The 21,328-nt window shown below is 71.8% G+C and carries 21 protein-coding genes; 1 reads left to right on the top strand and 20 read right to left on the bottom strand.

The genetic code is table 11. From position 1 onward, the window contains the following. Positions 1-89 precede the first annotated feature (89 nt). The 12 genes from gmk to efp form a co-directional block, all read right to left on the bottom strand. A complete protein-coding gene (gene gmk / locus AB4030_RS04455; protein WP_442277989.1) occupies positions 90-710 on the bottom strand; it encodes a guanylate kinase in 621 nt (206 codons plus the stop codon). Further along, positions 710-1,027, bottom strand: a complete 318-nt coding sequence (mihF, locus tag AB4030_RS04450) for an integration host factor, actinobacterial type (RefSeq protein ID WP_030201881.1) — start codon at positions 1,025-1,027, stop codon at positions 710-712. Before mihF ends, gmk begins: the two co-directional genes overlap by 1 nt. A 182-nt stretch (positions 1,028-1,209) precedes the next feature. After that, positions 1,210-2,052, bottom strand: coding sequence for an orotidine-5'-phosphate decarboxylase (pyrF, locus tag AB4030_RS04445; protein ID WP_442277988.1), 843 nt, complete (start codon positions 2,050-2,052; stop codon positions 1,210-1,212). Between the two features lie 57 nt (positions 2,053-2,109). Beyond that, the gene (locus tag AB4030_RS04440; protein ID WP_442277987.1) at positions 2,110-3,060 is read right to left on the bottom strand and encodes a dihydroorotate dehydrogenase; all 951 of its coding nucleotides are present in this window, start codon (positions 3,058-3,060) and stop codon (positions 2,110-2,112) included. Continuing rightward, a complete protein-coding gene (locus AB4030_RS04435) occupies positions 3,060-3,950 on the bottom strand; it encodes a dihydroorotate dehydrogenase electron transfer subunit (RefSeq protein WP_442277986.1) in 891 nt (296 codons plus the stop codon). Before AB4030_RS04435 ends, AB4030_RS04440 begins: the two co-directional genes overlap by 1 nt. After that, positions 3,947-7,282, bottom strand: a complete 3,336-nt coding sequence (gene carB / locus AB4030_RS04430; RefSeq protein ID WP_442277985.1) for a carbamoyl-phosphate synthase large subunit — start codon at positions 7,280-7,282, stop codon at positions 3,947-3,949. The genes AB4030_RS04435 and carB overlap by 4 nt, the downstream gene beginning before the upstream one ends. Next, positions 7,282-8,493, bottom strand: coding sequence for a glutamine-hydrolyzing carbamoyl-phosphate synthase small subunit (gene carA, locus AB4030_RS04425; protein WP_442277984.1), 1,212 nt, complete (start codon positions 8,491-8,493; stop codon positions 7,282-7,284). Before carA ends, carB begins: the two co-directional genes overlap by 1 nt. Then, positions 8,490-9,827, bottom strand: coding sequence for a dihydroorotase (locus AB4030_RS04420; protein ID WP_442277983.1), 1,338 nt, complete (start codon positions 9,825-9,827; stop codon positions 8,490-8,492). Before AB4030_RS04420 ends, carA begins: the two co-directional genes overlap by 4 nt. Further along, positions 9,824-10,828, bottom strand: a complete 1,005-nt coding sequence (locus AB4030_RS04415) for an aspartate carbamoyltransferase catalytic subunit (RefSeq protein WP_442277982.1) — start codon at positions 10,826-10,828, stop codon at positions 9,824-9,826. Before AB4030_RS04415 ends, AB4030_RS04420 begins: the two co-directional genes overlap by 4 nt. Then, positions 10,825-11,427 carry a bifunctional pyr operon transcriptional regulator/uracil phosphoribosyltransferase PyrR gene (pyrR, locus tag AB4030_RS04410; RefSeq protein ID WP_442277981.1) on the bottom strand — a complete coding sequence of 201 codons (603 nt, stop codon included), beginning with the start codon at positions 11,425-11,427 and terminating at the stop codon, positions 10,825-10,827. The genes AB4030_RS04415 and pyrR overlap by 4 nt, the downstream gene beginning before the upstream one ends. Positions 11,428-11,722: 295 nt before the next feature. Further along, entirely contained in the window at positions 11,723-12,136 is a 414-nt protein-coding gene (nusB, locus tag AB4030_RS04405) for a transcription antitermination factor NusB (RefSeq protein WP_442277980.1), read from the bottom strand. A gap of 16 nt (positions 12,137-12,152) precedes the next feature. Beyond that, positions 12,153-12,716, bottom strand: a complete 564-nt coding sequence (gene efp, locus AB4030_RS04400) for an elongation factor P (RefSeq protein ID WP_442277979.1) — start codon at positions 12,714-12,716, stop codon at positions 12,153-12,155. A gap of 208 nt (positions 12,717-12,924) precedes the next feature. Here efp and AB4030_RS04395 point away from each other — a divergent pair, with 208 nt between their 5' ends. Beyond that, positions 12,925-15,012, top strand: a complete 2,088-nt coding sequence (locus AB4030_RS04395; RefSeq protein ID WP_442277978.1) for a HelD family protein — start codon at positions 12,925-12,927, stop codon at positions 15,010-15,012. A gap of 4 nt (positions 15,013-15,016) precedes the next feature. On the opposite strand, the gene AB4030_RS04390 is transcribed toward AB4030_RS04395, so the two are convergent. From AB4030_RS04390 to AB4030_RS04355, 8 genes are all read right to left on the bottom strand, one after another. Beyond that, positions 15,017-15,310 (bottom strand): hypothetical protein, encoded by a 294-nt coding sequence (locus tag AB4030_RS04390; protein WP_442277977.1) that lies wholly within the window; start codon positions 15,308-15,310, stop codon positions 15,017-15,019. Between the two features lie 75 nt (positions 15,311-15,385). Further along, the gene (locus AB4030_RS04385) at positions 15,386-15,622 is read right to left on the bottom strand and encodes a hypothetical protein (RefSeq protein ID WP_442277976.1); all 237 of its coding nucleotides are present in this window, start codon (positions 15,620-15,622) and stop codon (positions 15,386-15,388) included. A gap of 290 nt (positions 15,623-15,912) precedes the next feature. After that, complete coding sequence (locus AB4030_RS04380; protein ID WP_442277975.1) at positions 15,913-16,620, bottom strand: VOC family protein; 708 nt, start codon at positions 16,618-16,620, stop codon at positions 15,913-15,915. A gap of 604 nt (positions 16,621-17,224) precedes the next feature. Continuing rightward, a complete protein-coding gene (gene aroQ, locus AB4030_RS04375; RefSeq protein ID WP_442277974.1) occupies positions 17,225-17,662 on the bottom strand; it encodes a type II 3-dehydroquinate dehydratase in 438 nt (145 codons plus the stop codon). A 10-nt stretch (positions 17,663-17,672) separates the two neighbouring features. Further along, a complete protein-coding gene (gene aroB, locus AB4030_RS04370; protein ID WP_442277973.1) occupies positions 17,673-18,797 on the bottom strand; it encodes a 3-dehydroquinate synthase in 1,125 nt (374 codons plus the stop codon). Further along, positions 18,794-19,324 carry a shikimate kinase gene (locus AB4030_RS04365; protein ID WP_442277972.1) on the bottom strand — a complete coding sequence of 177 codons (531 nt, stop codon included), beginning with the start codon at positions 19,322-19,324 and terminating at the stop codon, positions 18,794-18,796. The genes aroB and AB4030_RS04365 overlap by 4 nt, the downstream gene beginning before the upstream one ends. Further along, positions 19,318-20,538, bottom strand: a complete 1,221-nt coding sequence (gene aroC / locus AB4030_RS04360; protein WP_442277971.1) for a chorismate synthase — start codon at positions 20,536-20,538, stop codon at positions 19,318-19,320. Before aroC ends, AB4030_RS04365 begins: the two co-directional genes overlap by 7 nt. A gap of 87 nt (positions 20,539-20,625) precedes the next feature. Further along, positions 20,626-21,327, bottom strand: coding sequence for a prepilin peptidase (locus tag AB4030_RS04355; protein ID WP_442277970.1), 702 nt, complete (start codon positions 21,325-21,327; stop codon positions 20,626-20,628). Between the last annotated feature and the right edge of the window lies 1 nt (position 21,328).

Here is a 21,328-nt window from a genome sequence, read left to right as displayed (position 1 = left end):
GTTTCGTTGGTTTCAGCGGGCGTGAGGTGTGCGACGCGACGACGGCCACGCGGCCGTATGCCGTGGGCTGGCACACATCAGGGCGGGACTCACCGGTCGGCGCGTCCCGATCTCATCAATGATACGAGTTCTTCGCTGGCGCGACGAACATCGTCGTTGACGACGACCTCGTCGAACTCGCTCTGGGCAGCCAGCTCGGCGCGGGCGGTCGACAGCCGGCGCTCCCGCTCGGCCTCGTCCTCGGTGCCGCGACCGACAAGACGGCGCACCAGCTCGTCCCAGCTCGGCGGCGCGAGGAAGACGAAGAGGGCCTCGGGCCACGTCTCCCGCACCTGACGGGCTCCCTGCAGGTCGATCTCGAGCAGGGCGTCGCGGCCTTCGCTGATGACCCGCTCGACGGGTCCGCGCGGGGTGCCGTACTTGGCCGCGCCGTGCACGACGGCGTGCTCGAGGAACTGGCCCGCCTCGACGAGGCGGTCGAACTCGTGGTCGTCCACGAAGTGGTAGTGGACGCCGTCGACCTCGCCGGGCCGGGGACTCCGCGTCGTCATCGAGACCGAGAACCACACGCCCGGGAAGTGGGTGCGCACATAGGCGGCGATGGTGCCCTTGCCGACCGCGGTCGGGCCGGCGAGCACCGTGAGGCGGCCGCGGGTACGCCCGGCTGGCTCGTGCTGGGGCTGCGCGGTCGAGGGTGCGTCCGCCGCCATCACGGCTTCTCGAAGCGGTGCAGCAGCGCCGCGACCTGGTTGGCACCGAGACCCCGCACGCGGCGGGACTCGGCGATCCCGACCTCCGCCATGATCGCCTTGGCCCTGACGCGGCCGACACCGGGCATCGACTCGAGCAGCTCGGTGACCTTCATCTTGCCGATGACCGCGTCGACCTTGCCGTCCTCGAGGACCTCGGCGAGCGAGCCGCTGGAGTACTTGAGCCGGTTCTTGACCGCAGCTCGCTCCCGACGGGCGGCTGCAGCCTTCTCGAGTGCTGCGGCCCGTTGCTCCGGGGTGAGCGGTGGAAGCGCCACGGTCTTCGGTCTCCTTGCTGCTTTCGGGAAGCGTGCCGCGCCCCCGTCGTTCTCAACGTCTCGTGATGTCTCCGCCGAACCTAGCGATCTGGCGGCGCGCGCCGCAACGCGGGGGTCGGCCCCGGTCGGCCCCGGTCGGCCTCAGTCGGCCTTGGCCGGTCTTGACCGCGCTTGGACGGGCGTCAGCCGCGCAGCGACTCGAGGACGCGCTCGGTCTGCGCGGCGAGACGGCTCGGGTCAGGTCCCGCCCCGAGGATCTCCCGGCTCGACGAGGCCAGGACCTGGCCCTGCGCGGCGCCGAAGGTCGCCGCGAGGGACTCGACCGTCCCGCCCTGCGCGCCGAAGCCGGGAGCCAGCACGGGGGTCGCGGCCTCCACGAGGTCGAGCCCGAGGTCGGTGACCGCGGTGCCGACCGTCGCACCGATGACGAGGCCGATGCTCCCGAGCTCACCCCGGGCCCGCGCAGCGGCGTTGTCGTCCCGGGCGCCGTGCACGATGGACGCCGCGACGGACTCGCCGTCCCGCACGGCATGCTGGACACCGGCACCCTCCGGGTTGGAGGTCAGGGCCAGGACGAAGAGCCCGCGCCCGTTCTGCTGCGCGAGGTCGATCGCGGGGCGCAGCGACTCGTAGCCGAGGTAGGGACTCACGGTGAGCGCGTCCGGCGGGGCGACGGCGTCGGGTCCCAGGTAGGCCTGGGCGTATGCCGCCATCGTCGACCCGATGTCACCGCGCTTCGCGTCGAGGATCGTCAGCGTCCCCGCCTCGCGCAGCTCGGCGAGCACCCGCTCGAGGACGACGAGCCCGCGGCTGCCGAAGACCTCGAAGAAGGCCGACTGCGGCTTGACCACGGCGACCCGGCCGGCGAACGCCTCGACGCAGGTCAGCGCGAACCGCTCGAGACCTGCGACGTCGTAGGTCAGTCCCCACGCCTCGACCAGCGCGCGGTGGGGGTCGATCCCGGCGCACAGCGGGCCGTGCGTGGCCATGGCCTCGTGGAGGCGGGCCCCGAAGGCCTTGCTCATTCGTCGGTCTCCGTTCGTTGTCGAGTGGTGGGGCTCGGCGGCCCGGGTCGGGGCTCGTCAGCGGCCGTGCGCGACGCCGACGGCGTCGGTGAACCGCTCGAAGCCCTTGGCCTCGAGCAGCTCGCACAGCTCGCGCAGGACCCGGACCGGGGCCGAGGGGTCGTTGAAGACGGCCGTGCCCACCTGGATCGCGCTCGCTCCGGCCGCGACGAGCTCGAGGGCGTCGCGCCCCGTGCGCACTCCCCCGACCCCGATGATCGGCACCGTCCTGATGCGTCCCTCGAACATCGCCTGGCGCACCTGCCAGATGGCGCGCACCGCGACGGGACGGATGCCCGGGCCCGAGAGACCGCCGGTGATGCCGCCGAGCTGCGGCCGCATCCGGTCGGTGTCGATGACCATGCCGAGCAGCGTGTTGATCATCGTCAGGCCGTCGGCGCCGGCCTTGACGCAGGCTGCTGCGATGGCCGCGATGTCGGTGACGTCCGGGCTCAGCTTCGCGAAGACCGGGATGTGTCGCGGGAGCTGCTCGCGCACGAGCGCGATGACCTTGGCCGAGGCCAGGGGGTCACAGGCGAAGACGAGACCGCGGTTGGCGACGTTGGGGCACGAGATGTTGACCTCGACACCGACGACGGCGTCGAAGGCACGACTCGCGCGCAGGGTGGCCGCGACATGGGCGTACTCGGTGCTCGAGCTGCCGGCGATCGAGGGCAGCACGCGGGCGCCCACGGACTCGAGCCACGGCAGGTCCTCGTCGACGAACGCCTCGATGCCGGGCCCCTGCAGGCCGATCGAGTTGAGCATCCCGGAGGGCGTCTCGGCCATCCGCGGGGTGCCGCGACCCGATCGAGGGTCGGCCATGACGGACTTCGTCACGAACGCCCCGAGGTCGGCGACGTCGAAGAAGCGGTGCAGCTCCTTGCCGTTCGCAGCGCAGCCCGAGGCCGTCATGAGCGGGTTGGGGAGGCGGTGCCCGCCCCCGAGGTCGACGGAGAGGTCCACCATCAGTGGCCACCCACCTTCGGTGCGCCGACGGCGTCGTCCGGCACGCGGGCATGACCTCCGTCGAAGGCGTCCCAGCGGACGCGGTCACCGCGGAAGACGGGTCCCTCGACGCACGACCGCACCATCCGGGTCTTCCCGTCCGAGCCGACGACCGGCATGACGCAGGTCATGCAGACACCGACGCCACAGGCCATCGACTCCTCGACGGCCACCTGGGCCACGGCGCCGTGCGCCTGCGCGACCCGCGTGACCGACTCGAGCATCCCCATGGGTCCGCAGCCGTAGACGACGCCCGCCCCGGTGCGGCCGATGATCTCGGGGAGCGGGTCGCTGACCCAGCCCCGCTGTCCGGCCGAACCGTCGTCGGTCGTCACGGTGACCCCGTCGCAGCTGCGTCGGGCCTCGACGACGCCGAAGAGCCGGTCCTCGCTCGCCGCGCCGAGGACCATCTCGACGTGACAGCCGCGCTCGCGCAGCTCTGCTGCGAGCCAGAAGAGCGGGGCGCTGCCGTAGCCGCCACCGACTAGGACGCAGGCGACCGGGGCGGTGGGCAGCGGGAACGCCTTGCCGAGCGGTCCGACGACGTCGATGGTGTCGTGCGGGGCGCGCTCGACGATCCACCGGGTGCCGACGCCGACGGCGGACACGACGATCTCGACAGTGCCGCCGTAGGTGCCGCTGGGGCTGACCTTGTGGATCGAGAACGACCGGCGCAACAGCGTCCCGGAGGTCTCGCCGCCGACGGCCAGGGCGACGAACTGGCCCGGGCGGGCGAGCTCGGCGACGCCTGGCGCCACGAGGGTGAGGTGCTGGTAGGCCCCGACCCGACGGGTCGCGATGACCTCCGCGACCTCCTGGGTGACACGGGCGCGCAGCTGGCGCTCGCTCATGCGCCGACTCCCGCGGTGGCGGCGACGGTCTCGCGCCGCCCGTAGAGGTCGAGGTCGCGCGCGTGGTCCTGGAGGGACTTGACGCGGATCTCCTCGGTCAGTCCGGCCTCGATCCCGAGCACGGCCGCGGCGAGCGTCGCGATGGTCGTGATGATGGGCTTGTCGGCACTCGTCGTCGCGGCACGGATGGCGTAGCCGTCGGCCCGCGCATCCTGTCCCGAGGGGGTGTTGACGACCATCTGCACCGTGCCGTCGAGGATGAGGTCGACGATCGACTTCTCCCCCGGGGCCTCACCGTCGCGCTCGGTGATCTTCCGGACGAGGGTGGCCTCGATGCCGTTGCGCTTGAGCACCGCAGCCGTACCCCTCGTGGCGAGGATGGTGAAGCCGAGGTCGACGAGGCGCTTGACCGGGAAGAGCATGGCGCGCTTGTCGCGGTTGGCGACCGACACGAAGATGGCGCCGGAGCGCGGCAGCGCGGAGCCGCCGCCCTGCTGGGCCTTGGAGAAGGCCGACCCGAAGTCGACGTCGATGCCCATGACCTCGCCGGTCGACCGCATCTCGGGGCCGAGCAGCGAGTCGACCGCGACGCCCTCCTTGGTGCGGAAGCGCTTGAACGGCAGGACCGCCTCCTTGCACGAGACGGGGGCGTGGTCGGGCATCCGGCCGCCGTCTCCGGTGGGGGGCAGCATGCCCTCCTCCCGCAGCTCCTTGATCGTGGCGCCGAGCATGACGCGCGCCGCGGCGCTCGCGATCGGCACGCCCGTCGCCTTGGCGACGAACGGCACGGTGCGCGACGCTCGGGGGTTGGCCTCGATGACGTAGAGGATGTCCTGCGCCAGGGCGAACTGGACGTTCATGAGACCGCGGACGCCGATGCCTTCGGCCAGCCGGCGTGTGGCGACCCGGACGCGCTCGAGCTCGCCGTCCCCGAGCGTCGCGGGCGGCAGCGTGCACGAGCTGTCGCCCGAGTGGATGCCGGCCTCCTCGACGTGCTCCATGATGCCGCCGAGGTACATGTCCTCGCCGTCGAAGAGCGCGTCGACGTCGATCTCGATCGCGTCGTCGAGGAAGCGGTCGACGAGGATCGGGTGGTCGGGTGAGGCCTCGGTGGCCTTCTCGACGTAGGTGACGAGCGAGTCGTCGTCGTAGACGATGACCATGCCGCGGCCGCCGAGGACGTAGGACGGGCGCACGAGGACGGGGTAGCCGATCTCGCGGGCGATGACGAGCGCCTCGTCGGAGCTGTATGCCGTCCCGTGCTTCGGGGCCGTCAGGCCCGCCTTCGCGAGCACCTGGCCGAAGGCACCACGGTCCTCGGCGAGGTGGATGGCGCTCGGGGACGTGCCGACGATCGGCACCCCCTCGTCCTCGAGGGCCTGCGCCAGACCGAGCGGCGTCTGGCCACCGAGCTGCACGATGACGCCGGCGATCGGGCCGGCCTGGGTCTCGGCGTGGATGACCTCGAGGACGTCCTCGAGCGTCAGCGGCTCGAAGTAGAGGCGGCTGCTCGTGTCGTAGTCGGTTGACACGGTCTCGGGGTTGCAGTTGACCATGACGGTGTCGAATCCCTTGTCGCGCAAGGAGAACGACGCGTGGACGCAGGAGTAGTCGAACTCGACGCCCTGTCCGATGCGGTTCGGGCCCGAGCCGAGGATGATGACGGCCGGACGCTCGCGCGGCTCGACCTCGGTCTCCTCGTCGTAGGAGCTGTAGTGGTACGGCGTCGTGGCCGCGAACTCGGCCGCGCACGTGTCGACGGTCTTGTAGACCGGGCGCACCCCGAGGGCGTGGCGCACGCCACGGACCACGGCCTCCGGCATACGCCGGATGGAGGCGACCTGCGCGTCGCTGAAGCCGTGGCGCTTGACGAGCCGGAGCAGGTCGGGCGTCAGCTGCCCGGGCTCGGCGAGCATCGCCGCGACGTCGTTGATCAGAGCGATCTGGTCGAGGAACCACGGGTCGATGCCGGTGGCCTCGTGGACCTCCTCGACGGTGCATCCGCCGCGGAGCGCCTGCTGTACCAGGACGATTCGCCCGTCGGTGGGGACCTTCGCCTCCTCCAGGGCGCGCTCGGCCGCCACCTTGGTGACCTCGCCGTGCCAGTGGAAGGTCGCGTCGCGCTTCTCGAGGGAGCGCAGGGCCTTCTGCAGCGCCTCGGTGAAGTTGCGCCCGATCGCCATGGCCTCGCCGACCGACTTCATCGTCGTGGTCAGCGTCGGGTCGGCGGCCGGGAACTTCTCGAAGGCGAAGCGGGGCACCTTGACGACGACGTAGTCGAGCGTCGGCTCGAAGCTCGCCGGCGTCTCGCGCGTGATGTCGTTGGGCACCTCGTCGAGCGTGTATCCGATGGCCATCTTCGCGGCGATCTTGGCGATCGGGAAGCCGGTCGCCTTGGAGGCCAGGGCCGACGACCGCGAGACCCGGGGGTTCATCTCGATGACGATGATGCGCCCGTCACGCGGGTTGACGGCGAACTGGATGTTGCAGCCGCCGGTGTCGACGCCGACCTCGCGGATGATGGCGATGCCGATGTCCCGGAGCCGCTGGTACTCACGGTCGGTCAGCGTGAGCGCGGGAGCGACGGTGATGGAGTCGCCCGTGTGCACGCCCATGGGATCGAGGTTCTCGATCGAGCAGACGACGACGACGTTGTCGGCGTGGTCGCGCATGACCTCGAGCTCGTACTCCTTCCAGCCGAGGATCGACTCCTCGAGGAGCACCTCCGTCGTCGGGGAGTACTGCAGGCCCTGCCCGCCGATGCGTCGCAGGTCCGCCTCGTCATAGGCGAAACCCGACCCGAGGCCACCCATGGTGAAGGACGGCCGGACGACGACGGGGTAGCTGAGATCCTCTGCGGCGGCGAGCAGCTCGTCCATCGTGTGGCAGATGATCGAGCGGGCCGACTCGGCGCCGCAGCGCTCGACGACGCCCTTGAACTTCTCGCGGTCCTCGCCGAGGTTGATCGCGTCGACGTTGGCGCCGATGAGTGGGCAGCCGTACTTCTCGAGAACTCCGTTGTCGTGCAAGGCGATCGCGCAGTTGAGCGCCGTCTGGCCGCCGAGGGTCGCGAGCACCGCGTCGGGGCGTTCCTTGGCGATGATCGCCTCGACGACCTCGGGGGTGATCGGCTCGACGTAGGTCGCGTCCGCGAACTCGGGGTCGGTCATGATCGTCGCCGGGTTGCTGTTGACGAGGATGACGCGGATGCCTTCCTCGCGCAGCACCCGGCACGCCTGGGTGCCGGAGTAGTCGAACTCGCAGGCCTGGCCGATGACGATCGGGCCGGACCCGATGACGAGGACGCTCGTGATGTCGTCGCGCTTGGGCATCAGGCGCTCGCTCCCTGCTTCTGGTGGTCGGTCTGTCTGGTGGTCATGAGCTCCACGAAGCGGTCGAAGAGGTAGGCCGCGTCGTGCGGGCCCGCTGCCGCCTCCGGGTGGTACTGCACCGAGTAGGCAGGCAGGTCAAGGCATTCCAGCCCCTCGACGACGTCGTCGTTGAGGCACACGTGTGAGACGCGCACGCGGCCGTATGCCGTGTCGCTGTCCTTGTCGAGCGGGGCGTCCACGGCGAAGCCGTGGTTGTGCGCGGTGACCTCGACCTTGCCGGTCGTGCGGTCCATGACCGGCTGGTTGATGCCGCGGTGGCCGTACTTCAGCTTGTACGTGCCGAAGCCGAGGGCCCGGCCGAGGAGTTGGTTGCCGAAGCAGATCCCGAAGAAGGGGAGGCCGCGGTCGAGGACCTCGCGCAGCAGCGCCACCTCGTGCTCGGCGGTGGCCGGGTCGCCGGGGCCGTTGGAGAAGAAGACCCCGTCCGGGCCGGACTCCCCCACGGCGAGGACGTCGTCGATCGTCGCGGTCGCGGGCAGCACGTGCACCTCGATACCGCGCCGGGCCATGAGCGCGGGCGTCATCGCCTTGATGCCGAGGTCGACCGCGGCGACGGTGAAGCGCTTCTCGCCGACGGGCGGGACGGCATACGGCTCGGCAGTGGTGACCTCCGCGGCGAGGGCGGCCCCGGCCATCTGGGGGCTCGTGCGGACCGCGTCGAGCAGCTCGGCGTCGGGACGGTCGGCGGCGTCGCCGCTGAAGATGCCTACGCGCATCGCACCCCGCTCGCGCAGGTGGCGGGTCAGCGCACGCGTGTCGAGCTCGCAGATCCCGACGACACCCTGGTCGACGAGCTCGTCCTCGAGCTCACGCGTGGCGCGCCAGTTCGAGGAGCGGATCGCAGGGTCGCGCACGACGTAGCCGGCGACCCAGATGCGGGTGCTCTCGTCGTCCTCGGTGTTGACGCCGGTGTTGCCGACGTGCGGCGACGTCATGACGATGACCTGGCGGTGGTAGCTCGGGTCGGTGAGGGTCTCCTGGTAGCCGGTCATGCCGGTGGAGAAGACCGCCTCTCCGGCGGTCTCGCCGAGGGCGCCGTAGGACGCCCCCCGGAAGGTGCGCCCGTCCTCGAGGACGAGCGTCGCCCCCACTCGCGCACGCCGGGGCCGGCTGTCGCGGCTCGGCACGGTCAGCGGTGTCTGGGTGGTCACAGGTCAGCTCCCGTGGTCGTTGCGTTCGTCAGTTCTCGTCGGGTGTCCGCCCCGTTGCGGACGTCGTGGGTGACGCGGCCGGCGTGGACCGTCGCCAGGACGGCTCCACGCAGGGTGCGCCCGTGCCACGGGTTGTTGCGCGAGCGACTGCGGCTCGCGGCGGCGTCGACCGTGACCTTGCGGTCGGGGTCGACGAGGGTGATGTGGGCAGGGCTGCCGACGGCGAGCTCCCTTCCCTGGTGGGCAAGTCCGCCGATGCGGGCGGGCGCGCTCGACATGACCCGGGCGACGTCGGCCCAGCCGAGCAGGCCCGAGCCGACCATGACGTCGCTGACGACCGAGAGGGCCGTCTCGAGGCCGAGCATGCCGAACGCCGCGTCGACGAAGGCGTGCTCCTTGTCGTGGCGTGCGTGCGGCGCGTGGTCGGTCGCGACGGCGTCGATGGTGCCGTCCGCGAGGGCCGCGCGCAGCGCCTCGACGTCCTCCGTCGCACGCAGCGGCGGGTTGACCTTGAAGACGGGGTCGTACCCGACGAGCAGGTCGGTGGTCAGGGCCAGGTGGTGCGGCGTGACCTCGGCCGTGACCGCGATGCCCTGGGCCTTGGCCCACCGGATGACCTCGACGGTGCCCGCGGAGGAGACGTGGGCGACGTGGACGCGTGAGCCGGTGTGCCGGGCGAGCATGACGTCGCGCGCGACGATCGACTCCTCGGCGATGCCCGGCCAGCCGGGCAGACCGAGACGACCGGACACCTCGCCCTCGTGGCAGCAGGCCTCGCGGCCGGCGAGGCGCGGGTCCTGGGCGTGCTGGCTGATGACGCCACCGAAGGGTTTGACGTACTCGAGGGCGCGCCGCATGATGCGCGCGTCGTGGACGCAGTGGCCGTCGTCGCTGAAGACGCGGACCTTCGCGCGCGACCGGGCCATGAGGCCGAGCTCGGCGAGCTCGGCGCCCTCGAGCCCCTTCGTCACGGCACCGACGGGGACCACCTCGGTGAGGCCGCAGGCGCGGCCGAGGTCGAGGACGCGTTCGGCTGCCTCGGCGGTGTCCGTGACGGGGCTCGTGTTGGCCATGGCGAAGACGGCCGTGAAGCCGCCGGCTGCCGCGGCCGCTGAGCCGGTGGCGATGGTCTCGGCGTCCTCGCGGCCCGGCTCGCGCAGGTGCACGTGGAGGTCGACGAGGCCGGGCAGGGCGATGAGGCCGTCGGCGTCGAGCACCTCGGCGTCGGCTGGGGCGGACACCGAGCCGGCCTCGGTGATGACGCCGTCCTCGACGAGCAGGTCGGCGGCCTGGGCCCCGAGGAGTCGGGCGCCGCGGATCACGAGGCGGGTCATCGGACGGCTCCTTCGGTGGCGGGGACGGCTCCGGCGGCGACCGGGGGCGTGTCGTCGCCCGCGAGCAGGTGGTAGAGCACGGCCATCCGGACCGCGACACCGGCGGAGACCTGGTCGAGCACGACGGACTGCGGCGAGTCGGCCGCCTCGGGCGCGATCTCGAGGCCTCGGTTCATCGGGCCGGGGTGGAGCACGAGCACGTCGTCGTTGCGGGCGACGAGACGCTCGAGCCGGTCGCGGGTCAGGCCGTAGCCGACGGTGTACTCGCGGGCTGTCGGGAAGAAGCCGCCGCTCATCCGTTCGCGCTGGACGCGGAGCATCATGACGGCGTCGACGGGACCGTGCTCGCTGTCGCCGTCGAGGACGGGGTCGAGGTCCCAGCTCGTCGCGAACCCGTCGGCTGCGCTCCACGCCGCGATGCCACTGGGCATCAGGGTGGGTGGGGCGACGACCGTGACGCGCGCCCCGAGCGTCTTGAGCGTGATGACGTTGCTGCGGAAGACGCGGGAGTGCGTGAGGTCCCCGACGATGACGACGTGCTTGCCGTCGAGGTCACCCAGACGCGTGCGGAGGGTGTATGCGTCGAGCAGGGCCTGCGTGGGGTGCTCGTGGGTGCCGTCCCCCGCGTTGATGACGCTGCAGCGCACCCACTGCGCGACCTGGTGGCAGGCGCCGGACGCGTTGTGGCGGATGACGAGGGCGTCGACGGCCATCGCGTCCACCGTCATGGCGGTGTCGCGCAGGCTCTCGCCCTTGCTCGTCGAGGAGCCCTTGGCCGAGAGGTTGATGGTGTCGGCCGACATCCACTTGCCCGCGATCTCGAAGGAGCTGCGGGTGCGCGTCGAGTCCTCGAAGAAGAAGTTGATGACGGTGCGCCCGCGCAGGGTCGGCACCTTCTTGACCTCGCGGCGCTGGAGGTCGTGCATCGACGACGCGGTCTCGAGGATGTCCTCGACCTCGGCGCGGCTGAGGTCGGCCGAGGAGATCAGGTGCTTGGTCACCGGGCGTCACCCCCGCTGATCCGCACGACGTCGAGGCCGTCGACCTCGGCGACCCGGACGTGCACCCGCTCGTCCCGGGAGGTGGGGAGGTTCTTGCCCACGTGGTCGGCGCGGATCGGCAGCTCGCGGTGGCCACGGTCGACGAGGACCGCCAGACGCACGGCGCGGGGCCGGCCGAGCTCGGACAGGGCGTCGAGGGCGGCGCGGATCGTGCGGCCGGAGTAGAGGACGTCGTCGACGAGGACGACCACCTGGTCGTCGATGCCGCCTGCCGGGATGCGCGACCGGTGCGCGGTGCGCACCGGGTTGCGGCGCAGGTCGTCGCGGTGCAGCGTGATGTCGAGCTCGCCGACGGGGACCGGAGACCCCTCGACCTGCTCGATGGCGGCTGCGAGTCGGCGCGCCAGCGGGACCCCGCGCGAGGGGATGCCCAGGAGGACGAGTCCCTCGCTGCCCTTGTTGCGCTCGAGGATCTCGTGACCGATGCGCCGCAGCGCCCGGGAGATGTCGCCCTCGGTCATGACGTCGCGAGCGTCGTCGGGGATGCTCGAGCGATCTGTCGGTGAATGGTCGGGTGCACTCAGGTCAGGGCAAGCCATCGCCGCCGGACCTCCTTCCCCGCCTCACAGGACGGTGGTTAAAGGATGTTCCGCGAGGGAGTCTAACCCGGTCGCAGCGAGCCCCCGACACCGGTCCAGACCTCGGCACGTCGCCTGCCGCGAACCGACCGACCGCCACGAACACGGCCGCCCGTGCTGGGACCCGACGCCGACGCCGTGTCGTGGCGGTCCGTCGGTGCAGTGCCCTCTCGGAAGCCATCCACGCATACGCGTGCGCCCGAGAACGCCCGAAGCCGCCCGCGAACGGACGGCTTCGTGGCGGACGTGTGGGGTGTCAGACGATGGTCGCCTTGACCTCGGCCAGACGCGCCAGCAGACCGTTGACGAACGCCGGCGACTCGTCGGTCGACAGGTCCGTGGCGAGGGCCACGGCCTCGGAGATCGCGACCCCGTCGGGGATCTCGTCGTTCCAGAGGACCTCCCACGCGCCGAGCCGCAGGACCGCGCGGTCGACGGCAGGCATCCGCTCGAGCGTCCAGCCCTGGCTGTAGTCGGTCAGCGCCGCGTTGATGTCGTTCCACTTGGCGACCACCCCGCGCACGAGCTCCGACGTGTAGGGGTTGTTCGCCGCCCGCGACTCGCGGTCGGCGAGGCGCTCGTCGAGGAGCGTCTCGGCGTTGAGGCCGCGCTGGTCCGCCTCGAAGAGGATGTCGAGGGCCCGGGTACGAGCTTTGCTGCGTGCTGCCAAGGGAGTTCGCGTCCGCTCAGTCGTTGACGCGGCCGAGGTACGACCCGTCGCGGGTGTCGACCTTGACGCGGGTGCCGGACTCGAGGAACAGCGGCACGTTGATCTGGGCGCCGGTCTCGAGGGTGGCCGGCTTGGTGCCACCGGTCGAGCGGTCGCCCTGCAGGCCCGGCTCGGTGTGGGTGATCTCGAGGACGACCGACGCGGGCAGCTCGACGTAGAGCGGCAGGCCCTCGTTGGTGGCGACGATCGCGTTCTGGTTCTCGAGGAGGTAGTTGGCGGCGTCGCCGACGACGGCCTCGGACACCTGGATCTGGTCGTAGGTGTCGGTGTCCATGAAGACGAAGTCGGTGCCGTCCTTGTAGAGGTACTGCATCGTGCGCTTGTCGACGTTGCTCGTCTCGACCTTGGTGCCGGCGTTGAACGTCTTGTCCACGACCTTGCCGGACAGGACTGCCTTCAGCTTGGTGCGCACGAACGCCGGGCCCTTGCCGGGCTTCACGTGCTGGAACTCGACGACGGACCAGAGCTGTCCCTCGATGTTGAGCACCATGCCGTTCTTCAGGTCGTTGGTCGAAGCCATCGTCACAAACCACTTTCGTATGCCGGCCGGCCCGTTCGGGTGCCGCTGGGCACGCCTGAGCCCCGGACGTTCACTGACTTGGGGAGTTGCCGCACGAGTCTAGCCGGGAGGCCACCTGATCGCGGAATCGTCACGGCCGCCGGGGCGATCCCCGGTGTAGGCTCACTCCTCCCCCTCGGACCCCCGGCCCACGAAAGGCGGCTTCGTCATGCCCCCGTCCCCGCGCGCCGACCCCGCCGACCGCGCCGTCGGGGCACCGGCCCCCGGGCTCGCCGACGAGCTGGCCCGGGAGCAGGCGTACCTCGACGACGCGCGCGAGCAGCTGTCCCGGATGCGCCGGCTGGCCGAGTCCCTCGACGCGTCGAAGGCGAGTGACGCCATCTCGGGCGAGGTGCTCGGCTGGGTGCTCGCGCGGCGCATCGCGTCGCTCCAGGACGACCCGCGCACGACGCTCTTCTTCGGCCGCATCGACGTCGACCCCGCAGGCGGGCCCGCCGAACAGTTCCACATCGGACGGCGCCACGTCTCCGACGAGGCGGGCGACCCGGTCGTCGTGGACTGGCGGGCCCCGATCTCGACCGCCTTCTACCGGGCGTCGCCCCTCGAGCCGATGGACGTCGTGCTGCGGCGCCGGTTCGGCGTCGATCGCGGGCGCCTGACCGCGTTCGAGGACGAGCACCTGCGCGAGCCGGCGCAGCCGGACGGGTCGGCGGGCTCCATCCTCGCCGCCGAGATCGAGCGTCCACGCACCGGCCCGATGCGTGACATCGTCTCGACGATCCAGCCGGAGCAGGACGAGATCGTCCGCAGCGACGTCGCCGTCAGCGTCTGCGTCCAGGGGGCCCCGGGCACCGGCAAGACGGCGGTCGGACTGCACCGTGCTGCCTGGCTGCTCTACTCGTTCCGCGAGCGCCTCGACCGCTCCGGGGTCCTCGTCGTCGGACCCAACCGCGCCTTCCTCGACCACATCGGCGCCGTCCTGCCGTCGCTCGGCGAGGTCCGGGTCGGACACGCGACGATCGAGTCCCTCCTCGCCCACGGCGCGGTCCGGGCCGAGGAGCCCGTCGACGTCGCCACCCTCAAGGGCGACGCCCGGCTCGCGACGGTGCTCCGCCGCGCCGTCTGGTCGCGGCTGGAGCGCCCGACGGAGGCGCTCGTGGTGCCGCGCGGCGTGCGCAAGTGGCGCGTGCCGGCATACGAGGTGGCGGAGATCGTCGACGAGCTGGCAGCACGCGGGGTGCGCTACTCAGCCGCGCGCGACCTGCTCCCCCAGCGGCTCGCGCACCACATCCTCCTCGAGATGGAACGGGCCGGTGACGCCCCGGACGACCGCGTCCAGGACGCCGTCGCGAGGTCCGCAACCGTGAAGAAGTACGTCGCATCGGTGTGGCCGGCGCTCGACCCGCAGTCGGTGCTGCACCGGCTGTGGTCCGACGGCGACGCCCTGAGGACGGCCGCCGGCGACGACCTCACTGCCGAGGAGCAGTCGATCCTGCTGTGGGACAAGCCCGCTCGCACCAAGGGTGCGGCCCGCTGGTCGCGCGCCGACATGGCCCTCCTCGACGAGATCGAGGACCTGCTGCGGCGCGAGCCGAGCCTCGGTCACGTCGTGCTCGACGAGGCCCAGGACCTCTCCCCCATGCAGCTGCGGGCCGTCGGACGGCGCTGCTCGACCGGGTCGGTGACGGTGCTCGGCGACATCGCCCAGGGCACGACGCCGTGGGCGACCGGGTCGTGGGAGGAGGCGATGCGTCACCTCGGCAAGGACGACCACGACCTCGTCGTCCTCGACCGCGGCTTCCGTGTGCCCGCCGTGGTCATCGAGTACGCCGCGCGCCTGCTGCCCCTGATGGCGCCGGGGCTGGGTGCACCGGTGTCGGTGCGCGACAACCCCGGCCGGCTCGAGATCCGGCCGGCCGAGACGGATGGGCTCGCGGCCGAGGTCGTCGCCGCTGTCACACGCGCCGCTGCGGTGCCCGGCTCGGTCGGCGTCATCGCCCCCGACCGGGACGTCGACTCGGTGTCGGCGGCGCTTGCGGCGGCTGGCGTCGGACACGGGCGGCTCGACCGCGACCACGGTGACGACGAGGACCACCAGGTCGAGGTGGTTCCGGCGAGCGTCGCCAAGGGCCTCGAGTTCGACCGGACCGTCGTCGTCGAGCCCGCTGCGATCGCGGCGGCCGAGCCCGACGAGCGCACCGGGCTGCGGCGGCTCTATGTCGTGCTGACCCGCGCCGTGTCGGAGCTCACCATCGTGCACACCGAGCCTCTGCCTGAGGCCCTCGGCGCGAACTGACGCGTCACTGGAGCCCGTGGTGGGCTGCCCACATCGTCCCGGCCCGGTCGGCCGCGGCGTCGATGAGGGCCGCCAGCTCCGGGCGGTCGGGCACGGCGAAGGACACGTACGCCCCGCGACCGCCGTCGACCGGGCGGCCGTACGCCTTGGCTGCGAGGTGCCCGCTCGGCAGCATCCGCACGTTGAGGGTGTCGAGCCGGAAGGTCTGGCCGCGGCGGGTGTCCGTCCACCGCAGCGTCTCCGGGATGGTCACGTTGATCGCCATCGCACTGACGACGAGCTCTGCGTCTGCACTCACCCCAGCAGACTGCCACGGGCGGGCGCCCGCCGGGCCTGGTCGGCTTTCAGTCCTCCCGCAGCACGGTGAGACGGGTCAGGGCCGGATGCCGCGAGCGCGAAGTAGCTCTGCCACCGCGGCACCGTCGCGGTTGAGGTACTCGAGGGACGCCGTCGTGGGCGTCGACCCGTCATCCCCGGGACGCGCAGGCTCGCCCCACGCATTCGTGACGACGTCGATGAGGACCCGCGTCTGAATCCCGCGGGCCTCCAGCAGAGAGACGATGCGGGCGACATCCTCCGCCGATCCACCCCAGCCAAGACTCGACCTCATCCGCCGCCATCGCCTGCGATCGACGAGGACCACCGCAGCCAGTGGAACCACCGCGCACGCGGCACCGTACGAGCCCGGCCGGCCAAGGGAGGTCATCGCTGCGACGCCCGCCGCGGCAGCCACGAGGCACGTCCCGAGAAGCGCCGACCACCCGACGACGTTGAGCCGCGCCGTCCGGAGCCACGACCGGCGAGGATGGCGCGCACGCCACCCCGACGCCTCCACGTAATCCGCGGACCCCCGCGATCTCACCATGGATTCGATCGTGACAGATCACGGGCCGGTGCGGCTCAATCCTTCGTGGCAGCAGACACGTCCACGCACAGGACTCCCCTGTTGCCGTCCTGGTCGGCGATCACGGTGAGCGAAGGTGAGTTGCTGTCATCGACGACGGTCCCACCCGCGGCGAGGACGGCGGCGATCCGTTGCTCGACCACGTCGGGCGCCACGTAGACCTCGATGTGGAACGGCTGACGCTGGTTCTCCTGCTCGTCGGCGTCACCGAACCACAGGTTCGGTACCCGTGCCGTCGCGTCCCGGACCTCGTCGCTGGGTGTCCCGCGGCCCTGGGACTTGGCGCTCCCGGTCAGCAGGGCGGCCCACACCGGCGCGATGGTCGCGGAGCGCGCGGTGTCGAGACCGAGCTCGACCTCGCTGACCGAGTGCGGGTCCGCTGCGATCTCGTGGTCGGCGGCGATCTCACTGATCCGTCGCGCGAGATCGACGTCCCGCTGGGTCACCCATTCGACGACGTGTTCGGTGCCCTCGTCGTCGCGGTAGATGGCGTCGTCGCTGACCAGCTCGAGATCCACGTGCCGAGTGCCGATCGACACGCGTGGGTGGTGGCCGAGCGCGTCGCCCGCCTCGCCCACCGCCGTGATGAACCGCGCGCCGGTGCCGAAGTCGTCGACCACGTAGCGGGCGTGCAGTCCTTGGGCCAGCTTGCGCCAGTCGGTCAACTTGGCCTCGGCGATGCGCTCGCCCTTGAGCATGTCCATGCATGGGGACGATATCTCTGATCCAGACCCAACAAGCTGGCTGGCGCGTTCAAACCTTCGACGGCGACCACACCGTCGTGCCCCGGATGGAGGCGTTGGCGGTCAATCGGGACCTTGTCCACCGACAGACAGGCTCCACGACATCGAGAGGATCCGCGACTGCGACGTGCTCCTGGCCCGCGTCGCTCTGCCATTCGTCCCCAGGCGCCAGGTGACATGCCGAGCCGCTACGTCAGTGCCCCACCCACCGGAGCGCTGACGAAGCCGCCACACCCCCACCAGACGCCGGGTCACCACCCCCAGCCGCTACGTCACTGCTCCACCCACCGGAGCACTGACGTAGCCGCCGCACCCCCACCACCCGCCAGGTGACCACCCCCAGCCGCTACGTCACTGCTCCACGGGGAGGGGCAGTGACGTAGGTCCCCCGTCCACGGCCCCGCCGGTTGCCGGCCCGCGTGTGGACAACCACGGGTGGGACTCCGGCCCTGGACGTCGTCACTCTCAGCGAGGACGAGCGAGACGGACCGACCTCCTCCGGCCCGAAGCACTGGCACCTCCACCAGGTCATCGCCCGCGGGTGACCGACCTGTCGGACGTGCGCCTAGACCAGGGCGCGCAGCGCGAGCAGGTAGGACTGCAGGCCGAACCCGGCGACGGTACCCGTGGCGACCCCCGCCACGACCGACGTGTGCCGGAACTCCTCGCGTGACGCCGGGTTGCTCAGGTGCACCTCGACGAGGCTGCGCCCGCTCGTCGTCACGATGGCGCACGCGTCGCGGACGGCATACGAGTAGTGCGTGAAGGCTCCCGGGTTGAGCACGACGTCGGCGCCCATGTCGACGGCCTCGTGCAGCCAGTCGATGAGCTCGCCCTCGTGGTTGGTCTGGCGACAGTCCGCGACGAGACCCAGGTCGCGAGCCTCGCGCTGAACCGCGGCGTGGACGTCGTCGAGCGTGTCGGAGCCGTAGACCTCCGGCTCGCGGGTGCCGAGGCGATTGAGGTTGGGGCCCGACAGGACGAAGACCGTGGGTGCCGTCATGCCGGGGAGTCTAGTGAGCGGACGCGTGGGCGCGGCGCGACACGAGGCCGTATGCCGCCTGCAGCAGGGCGTCGTCAGGGCCGGCCAGGCGGTTCGGCCGGGCCAGGCCGTCGAGCACGACGAAGCGCAGCGTCGAGCCGCGGGACTTCTTGTCGCGGCGCATCGCGGTCAGCAGGTCGTCCCAGCGTCCCCCGGCATACGTGGTCGGCAGCCCGAGCGACTCGAGGACCGATCGGTGGCGCGCCACGAGCGCATCGCCCTCGGGGCCGACGAGATGCCCGGTCAGGCGGGCGAGCTCGGCGACGTAGACCATCCCGACGCTGATCGCCTCACCGTGCCGCCACGTGTAGTGCTCGACCTGCTCGATGGCGTGGCCGAACGTGTGGCCGTAGTTGAGGATCTCGCGCAGCGAGCTCTCCCGCAGGTCGGCGGCGACGACCTCGGCCTTGACCCGGACGGCCCGCTCGATGAGCTCGCGCAGGTGCGGGTTGGCGGCGCTGCGCGCGACGGCGGAGCCGGCGGTCACCGCTGCCTCGACGAGGTCGAGGATGACGGGGTCGGCGATGAAGCCGCACTTGACCACCTCGGCGAGCCCGGCCACGAGGTCGGCCTCGGGGAGCGTCAGAAGCACGTCGACGTCGCACAGCACCCCGGTCGGCGGATGGAAGGCCCCGACGAGGTTCTTGCCCTCGGCGGTGTTGATGCCGGTCTTGCCGCCGACGGCAGCGTCGACCATGCCGAGCAGGGTCGTCGGCACCTGGACGACGCGGACGCCGCGCAGCCAGGACGCGGCGACGAAGCCGGCAAGATCGGTCACCGTGCCACCGCCGATCCCGACGACGGCGTCGGTCCGGGTGAAGCCGGCCTGTCCCAGCAGCGACCACAGGTCGGCTGCCACGGTGGACGTCTTCGCGGCCTCGGCGTCGGGCACCTCGGCGACGTGGACGGCATACCCTCGCCCCGTCAGAGCTGCGGTCAGCCGCGACGCGAGCTCTGGCAGCGTCGGCGGGTGGACGACGAGCACGCGCTCGACGTCGGCGCCGAGCAGGTCACCGACGCGCTCCAGCACGCCCGACCCGATGACGACGTCGTAGTCGCCGCCCACTGAGATGGTGGTCGGACTGTCTGCGGTCACGCGCGGGCCGCCTCGAGGTCGGCGACGACGACGTCGACGACCTCGTCGGGCGTGCGGCCCGCCGTGTCGACGCGCACGGTCGCCACGCGCTCGTAGGTGGGGCGCCGTTCGTTCATCATCCGCACCCACGACGCACGCGGGTTGACCGACAGCAGCGGACGAGAGCGGTCGAAGCCGATGCGCTTGCTCGCGTCGGCGATGGCGACGTCGAGGAAGACGACCGCGTGACCCGCGAGGGCGACCTCGGTCGACGGGTCCATGACCGCTCCCCCGCCGAGCGAGACGACGCCAGGCTCCTCTGCGAGCGCGCGGGCCACCTCGGCCCGCTCGAGCTCGCGGAAGACGGACTCGCCGTCGTCGACGAAGATGTCGGAGATCGAGCGACCCTGCGCCGCCTCGATCGCGGCGTCCACGTCGTGGAACGCCACCCCGAGACGTGTCGCGAGGGCTTGCCCGACCGTGGTCTTGCCCGCGCCGGGAGGACCGACGACGACGGCCACCGGACCGCGGGAGGTCTCGTTCACCACGTGCGCAGCCCCTTCCGGATGCCGTCGAGGTATGCCGTGTGGTTGCGTGCCGTCTCCGCGACGGAGTCGCCGCCGAACTTCTCGAGGCACGACGCGGCGAGGACGAGCGCGACCATGGCCTCTGCGACGACGCCGGCGGCGGGCACGGCGCACACGTCGGAGCGCTGGTGGATCGCCGTGGCTGCCTCGCCGGTCGCGACGTCGACCGTCGACAGTGCGCGAGGCACCGTGCTGATCGGCTTCATCGCGGCCCGGACGCGGAGCACCTGACCGGTCGACATGCCGCCCTCGGTGCCACCGGCGCGCCCGGTGCGGCGGGTGATGACGCCGTCGACGAGCTCCATCTCGTCGTGCGCCTCGGAGCCGCGGCGGCGGGCGGTCTCGAAGCCGTCGCCGACCTCGACACCCTTGATCGCCTGGATGCTCATCAGGGCCTGGGCCAGCTGGCCGTCGAGCTTGCGATCCCAGTGCACGTGCGAACCGAGGCCGGGCGGGAGGCCGTAGGCGAGCACCTCGACGACGCCGCCGAGGGTGTCACCGTCCTTGCGGGCCGCGTCGACCTCGGCCACCATCGCGGCCGAGCCCGTGGGGTCGAAGGCGCGCACCGGGTCGGCGTCGAGGCGCTCGACGTCGTCGGGGGTCGGGAGGGCGGCGCCCTCGGGCACGCCGGCGGTACCGATGGAGACGGTGTGCGAGACGAGGCGGATGCCGTAGGACTGCTCCAGGAAGCGGGCCGCGATCTCGCCCAGGGCGACCCGGGCCGCGGTCTCACGCGCGGAGGCGCGCTCGAGCACCGGGCGCGCGTCCTCGTGGCCGTACTTCTGCATGCCGACGAGGTCGGCATGGCCCGGTCGCGGACGGGTCAGCGGCTTGTTGCGCGCGACCTCCTTCTCCGCGTTGACGTCGTCGGATGCGGCATACGCCTCGTCGCTGACGGCCTCGGGGCTCATCACGGTGGTCCACTTCGGCCACTCGCTGTTGCCGATGCGCACCGCGACGGGCGACCCCAGGGTCAGCCCGTGACGCAGACCGCCGAGGAACTCGACCTCGTCCTGCTCGAACTTCATCCGCGCACCGCGGCCATAGCCCAGGCGCCGGCGGGACAGGGCGGCCTGCAGGTCCTTCGCGCCGACCTCGACCCCCGCGGGGAGGCCCTCGATCATGGCGACGAGTGCGGGCCCGTGCGACTCACCGGCCGTCAACCAACGCAACATGCCCCGATCCTCCCACGCGGTCCGACCGTGCCCCCGACCCGCCCGCTCCGCGGGACCGCCGGCCTCGGTCGCGGCAGGCGGTCTCCGTCAGAGCAGCGGGCGCACCTGCACGACGAGGGAGATGAGCAGGCCGAGCAGCATCCACGGACCGAAGGCGATGTCGTCCTTGCGCGAGCCGCGGCGCAGGACGAGGCGCACGAGCCCGTAGAGCCCCGCGAGAATGAACGCGGCGTAGGACGCGACGAGCGTCGTCGAGACGCTGACGTAGCCCGTCGCCAGACCGACCAGGCCGGCGAGCGTGACGTCGCCGAAGCCGAAGCCGCTGCCCAGCAGTGCTGCCACGAGCGCCAGCACGAAGTAGATGAGCCACAGCACGGCGCCGGCGATCGCCGCCCTGCGCAGCGCCGCCCAGTCGCCCGAGGCGAGCGACGCCAGAGCGAGCTGTGCGACGAGCAGCGGGTAGGCCGGCCGCGTCAGCCCTCGGGGCAGGCGGTGCACGTCGGCGTCGATCCAGGTCAGGGCCAGCGCCACGAAGGCGAACGCGAGGTAGGCAGGGCTCAGTGCCCACTCCGACAGGGGCCCGAAGCGCCACGCCAGCAACGCCCAGAGCAGCGCCAGCGCGACCGGCACGATCCGCGACGACACCCGAGGGAGCGGCCCGGTCTCGTCGTCGAGGCGGTAGCCACCCGTCGCGAGCCGACGCCGGAGCACCTCTCCGACGAGCCCGCCTGCCACGGCCAGGAGCCCGACGAACCACCAGGGCGCCCCGGAGGCCCCGGCCCACGTCATC

This window comes from Terrabacter sp. 2YAF2, from assembly GCF_052114705.1.
GTDB lineage: Bacteria > Actinomycetota > Actinomycetes > Actinomycetales > Dermatophilaceae > Terrabacter.
Note: the sequence above shows the minus strand (reverse complement) of the source record. Positions and strands in the feature narration are given on the sequence as shown.

What these genes read in the sequence shown, in the direction of transcription:
- AB4030_RS04385 (WP_442277976.1), bottom strand. Translation starts at nt 15,622, where the DNA reads ATGAGGTCGAGTCTTGGCTGGGGTGGATCGGCGGAGGATGTCGCCCGC.
- AB4030_RS04355 (WP_442277970.1), bottom strand. Translation starts at nt 21,327, where the DNA reads ATGACGTGGGCCGGGGCCTCCGGGGCGCCCTGGTGGTTCGTCGGGCTC.
- AB4030_RS04420 (WP_442277983.1), bottom strand. Translation starts at nt 9,827, where the DNA reads ATGACCCGCCTCGTGATCCGCGGCGCCCGACTCCTCGGGGCCCAGGCC.
- efp (WP_442277979.1), bottom strand. Translation starts at nt 12,716, where the DNA reads ATGGCTTCGACCAACGACCTGAAGAACGGCATGGTGCTCAACATCGAG.
- aroQ (WP_442277974.1), bottom strand. Translation starts at nt 17,662, where the DNA reads ATGACGGCACCCACGGTCTTCGTCCTGTCGGGCCCCAACCTCAATCGC.
- pyrR (WP_442277981.1), bottom strand. Translation starts at nt 11,427, where the DNA reads ATGGCTTGCCCTGACCTGAGTGCACCCGACCATTCACCGACAGATCGC.
- AB4030_RS04435 (WP_442277986.1), bottom strand. Translation starts at nt 3,950, where the DNA reads ATGAGCGAGCGCCAGCTGCGCGCCCGTGTCACCCAGGAGGTCGCGGAG.
- carB (WP_442277985.1), bottom strand. Translation starts at nt 7,282, where the DNA reads ATGCCCAAGCGCGACGACATCACGAGCGTCCTCGTCATCGGGTCCGGC.
- gmk (WP_442277989.1), bottom strand. Translation starts at nt 710, where the DNA reads ATGGCGGCGGACGCACCCTCGACCGCGCAGCCCCAGCACGAGCCAGCC.
- AB4030_RS04395 (WP_442277978.1), top strand. Translation starts at nt 12,925, where the DNA reads ATGCCCCCGTCCCCGCGCGCCGACCCCGCCGACCGCGCCGTCGGGGCA.
- pyrF (WP_442277988.1), bottom strand. Translation starts at nt 2,052, where the DNA reads ATGAGCAAGGCCTTCGGGGCCCGCCTCCACGAGGCCATGGCCACGCAC.
- AB4030_RS04440 (WP_442277987.1), bottom strand. Translation starts at nt 3,060, where the DNA reads ATGGTGGACCTCTCCGTCGACCTCGGGGGCGGGCACCGCCTCCCCAAC.
- AB4030_RS04380 (WP_442277975.1), bottom strand. Translation starts at nt 16,620, where the DNA reads ATGGACATGCTCAAGGGCGAGCGCATCGCCGAGGCCAAGTTGACCGAC.
- aroC (WP_442277971.1), bottom strand. Translation starts at nt 20,538, where the DNA reads ATGTTGCGTTGGTTGACGGCCGGTGAGTCGCACGGGCCCGCACTCGTC.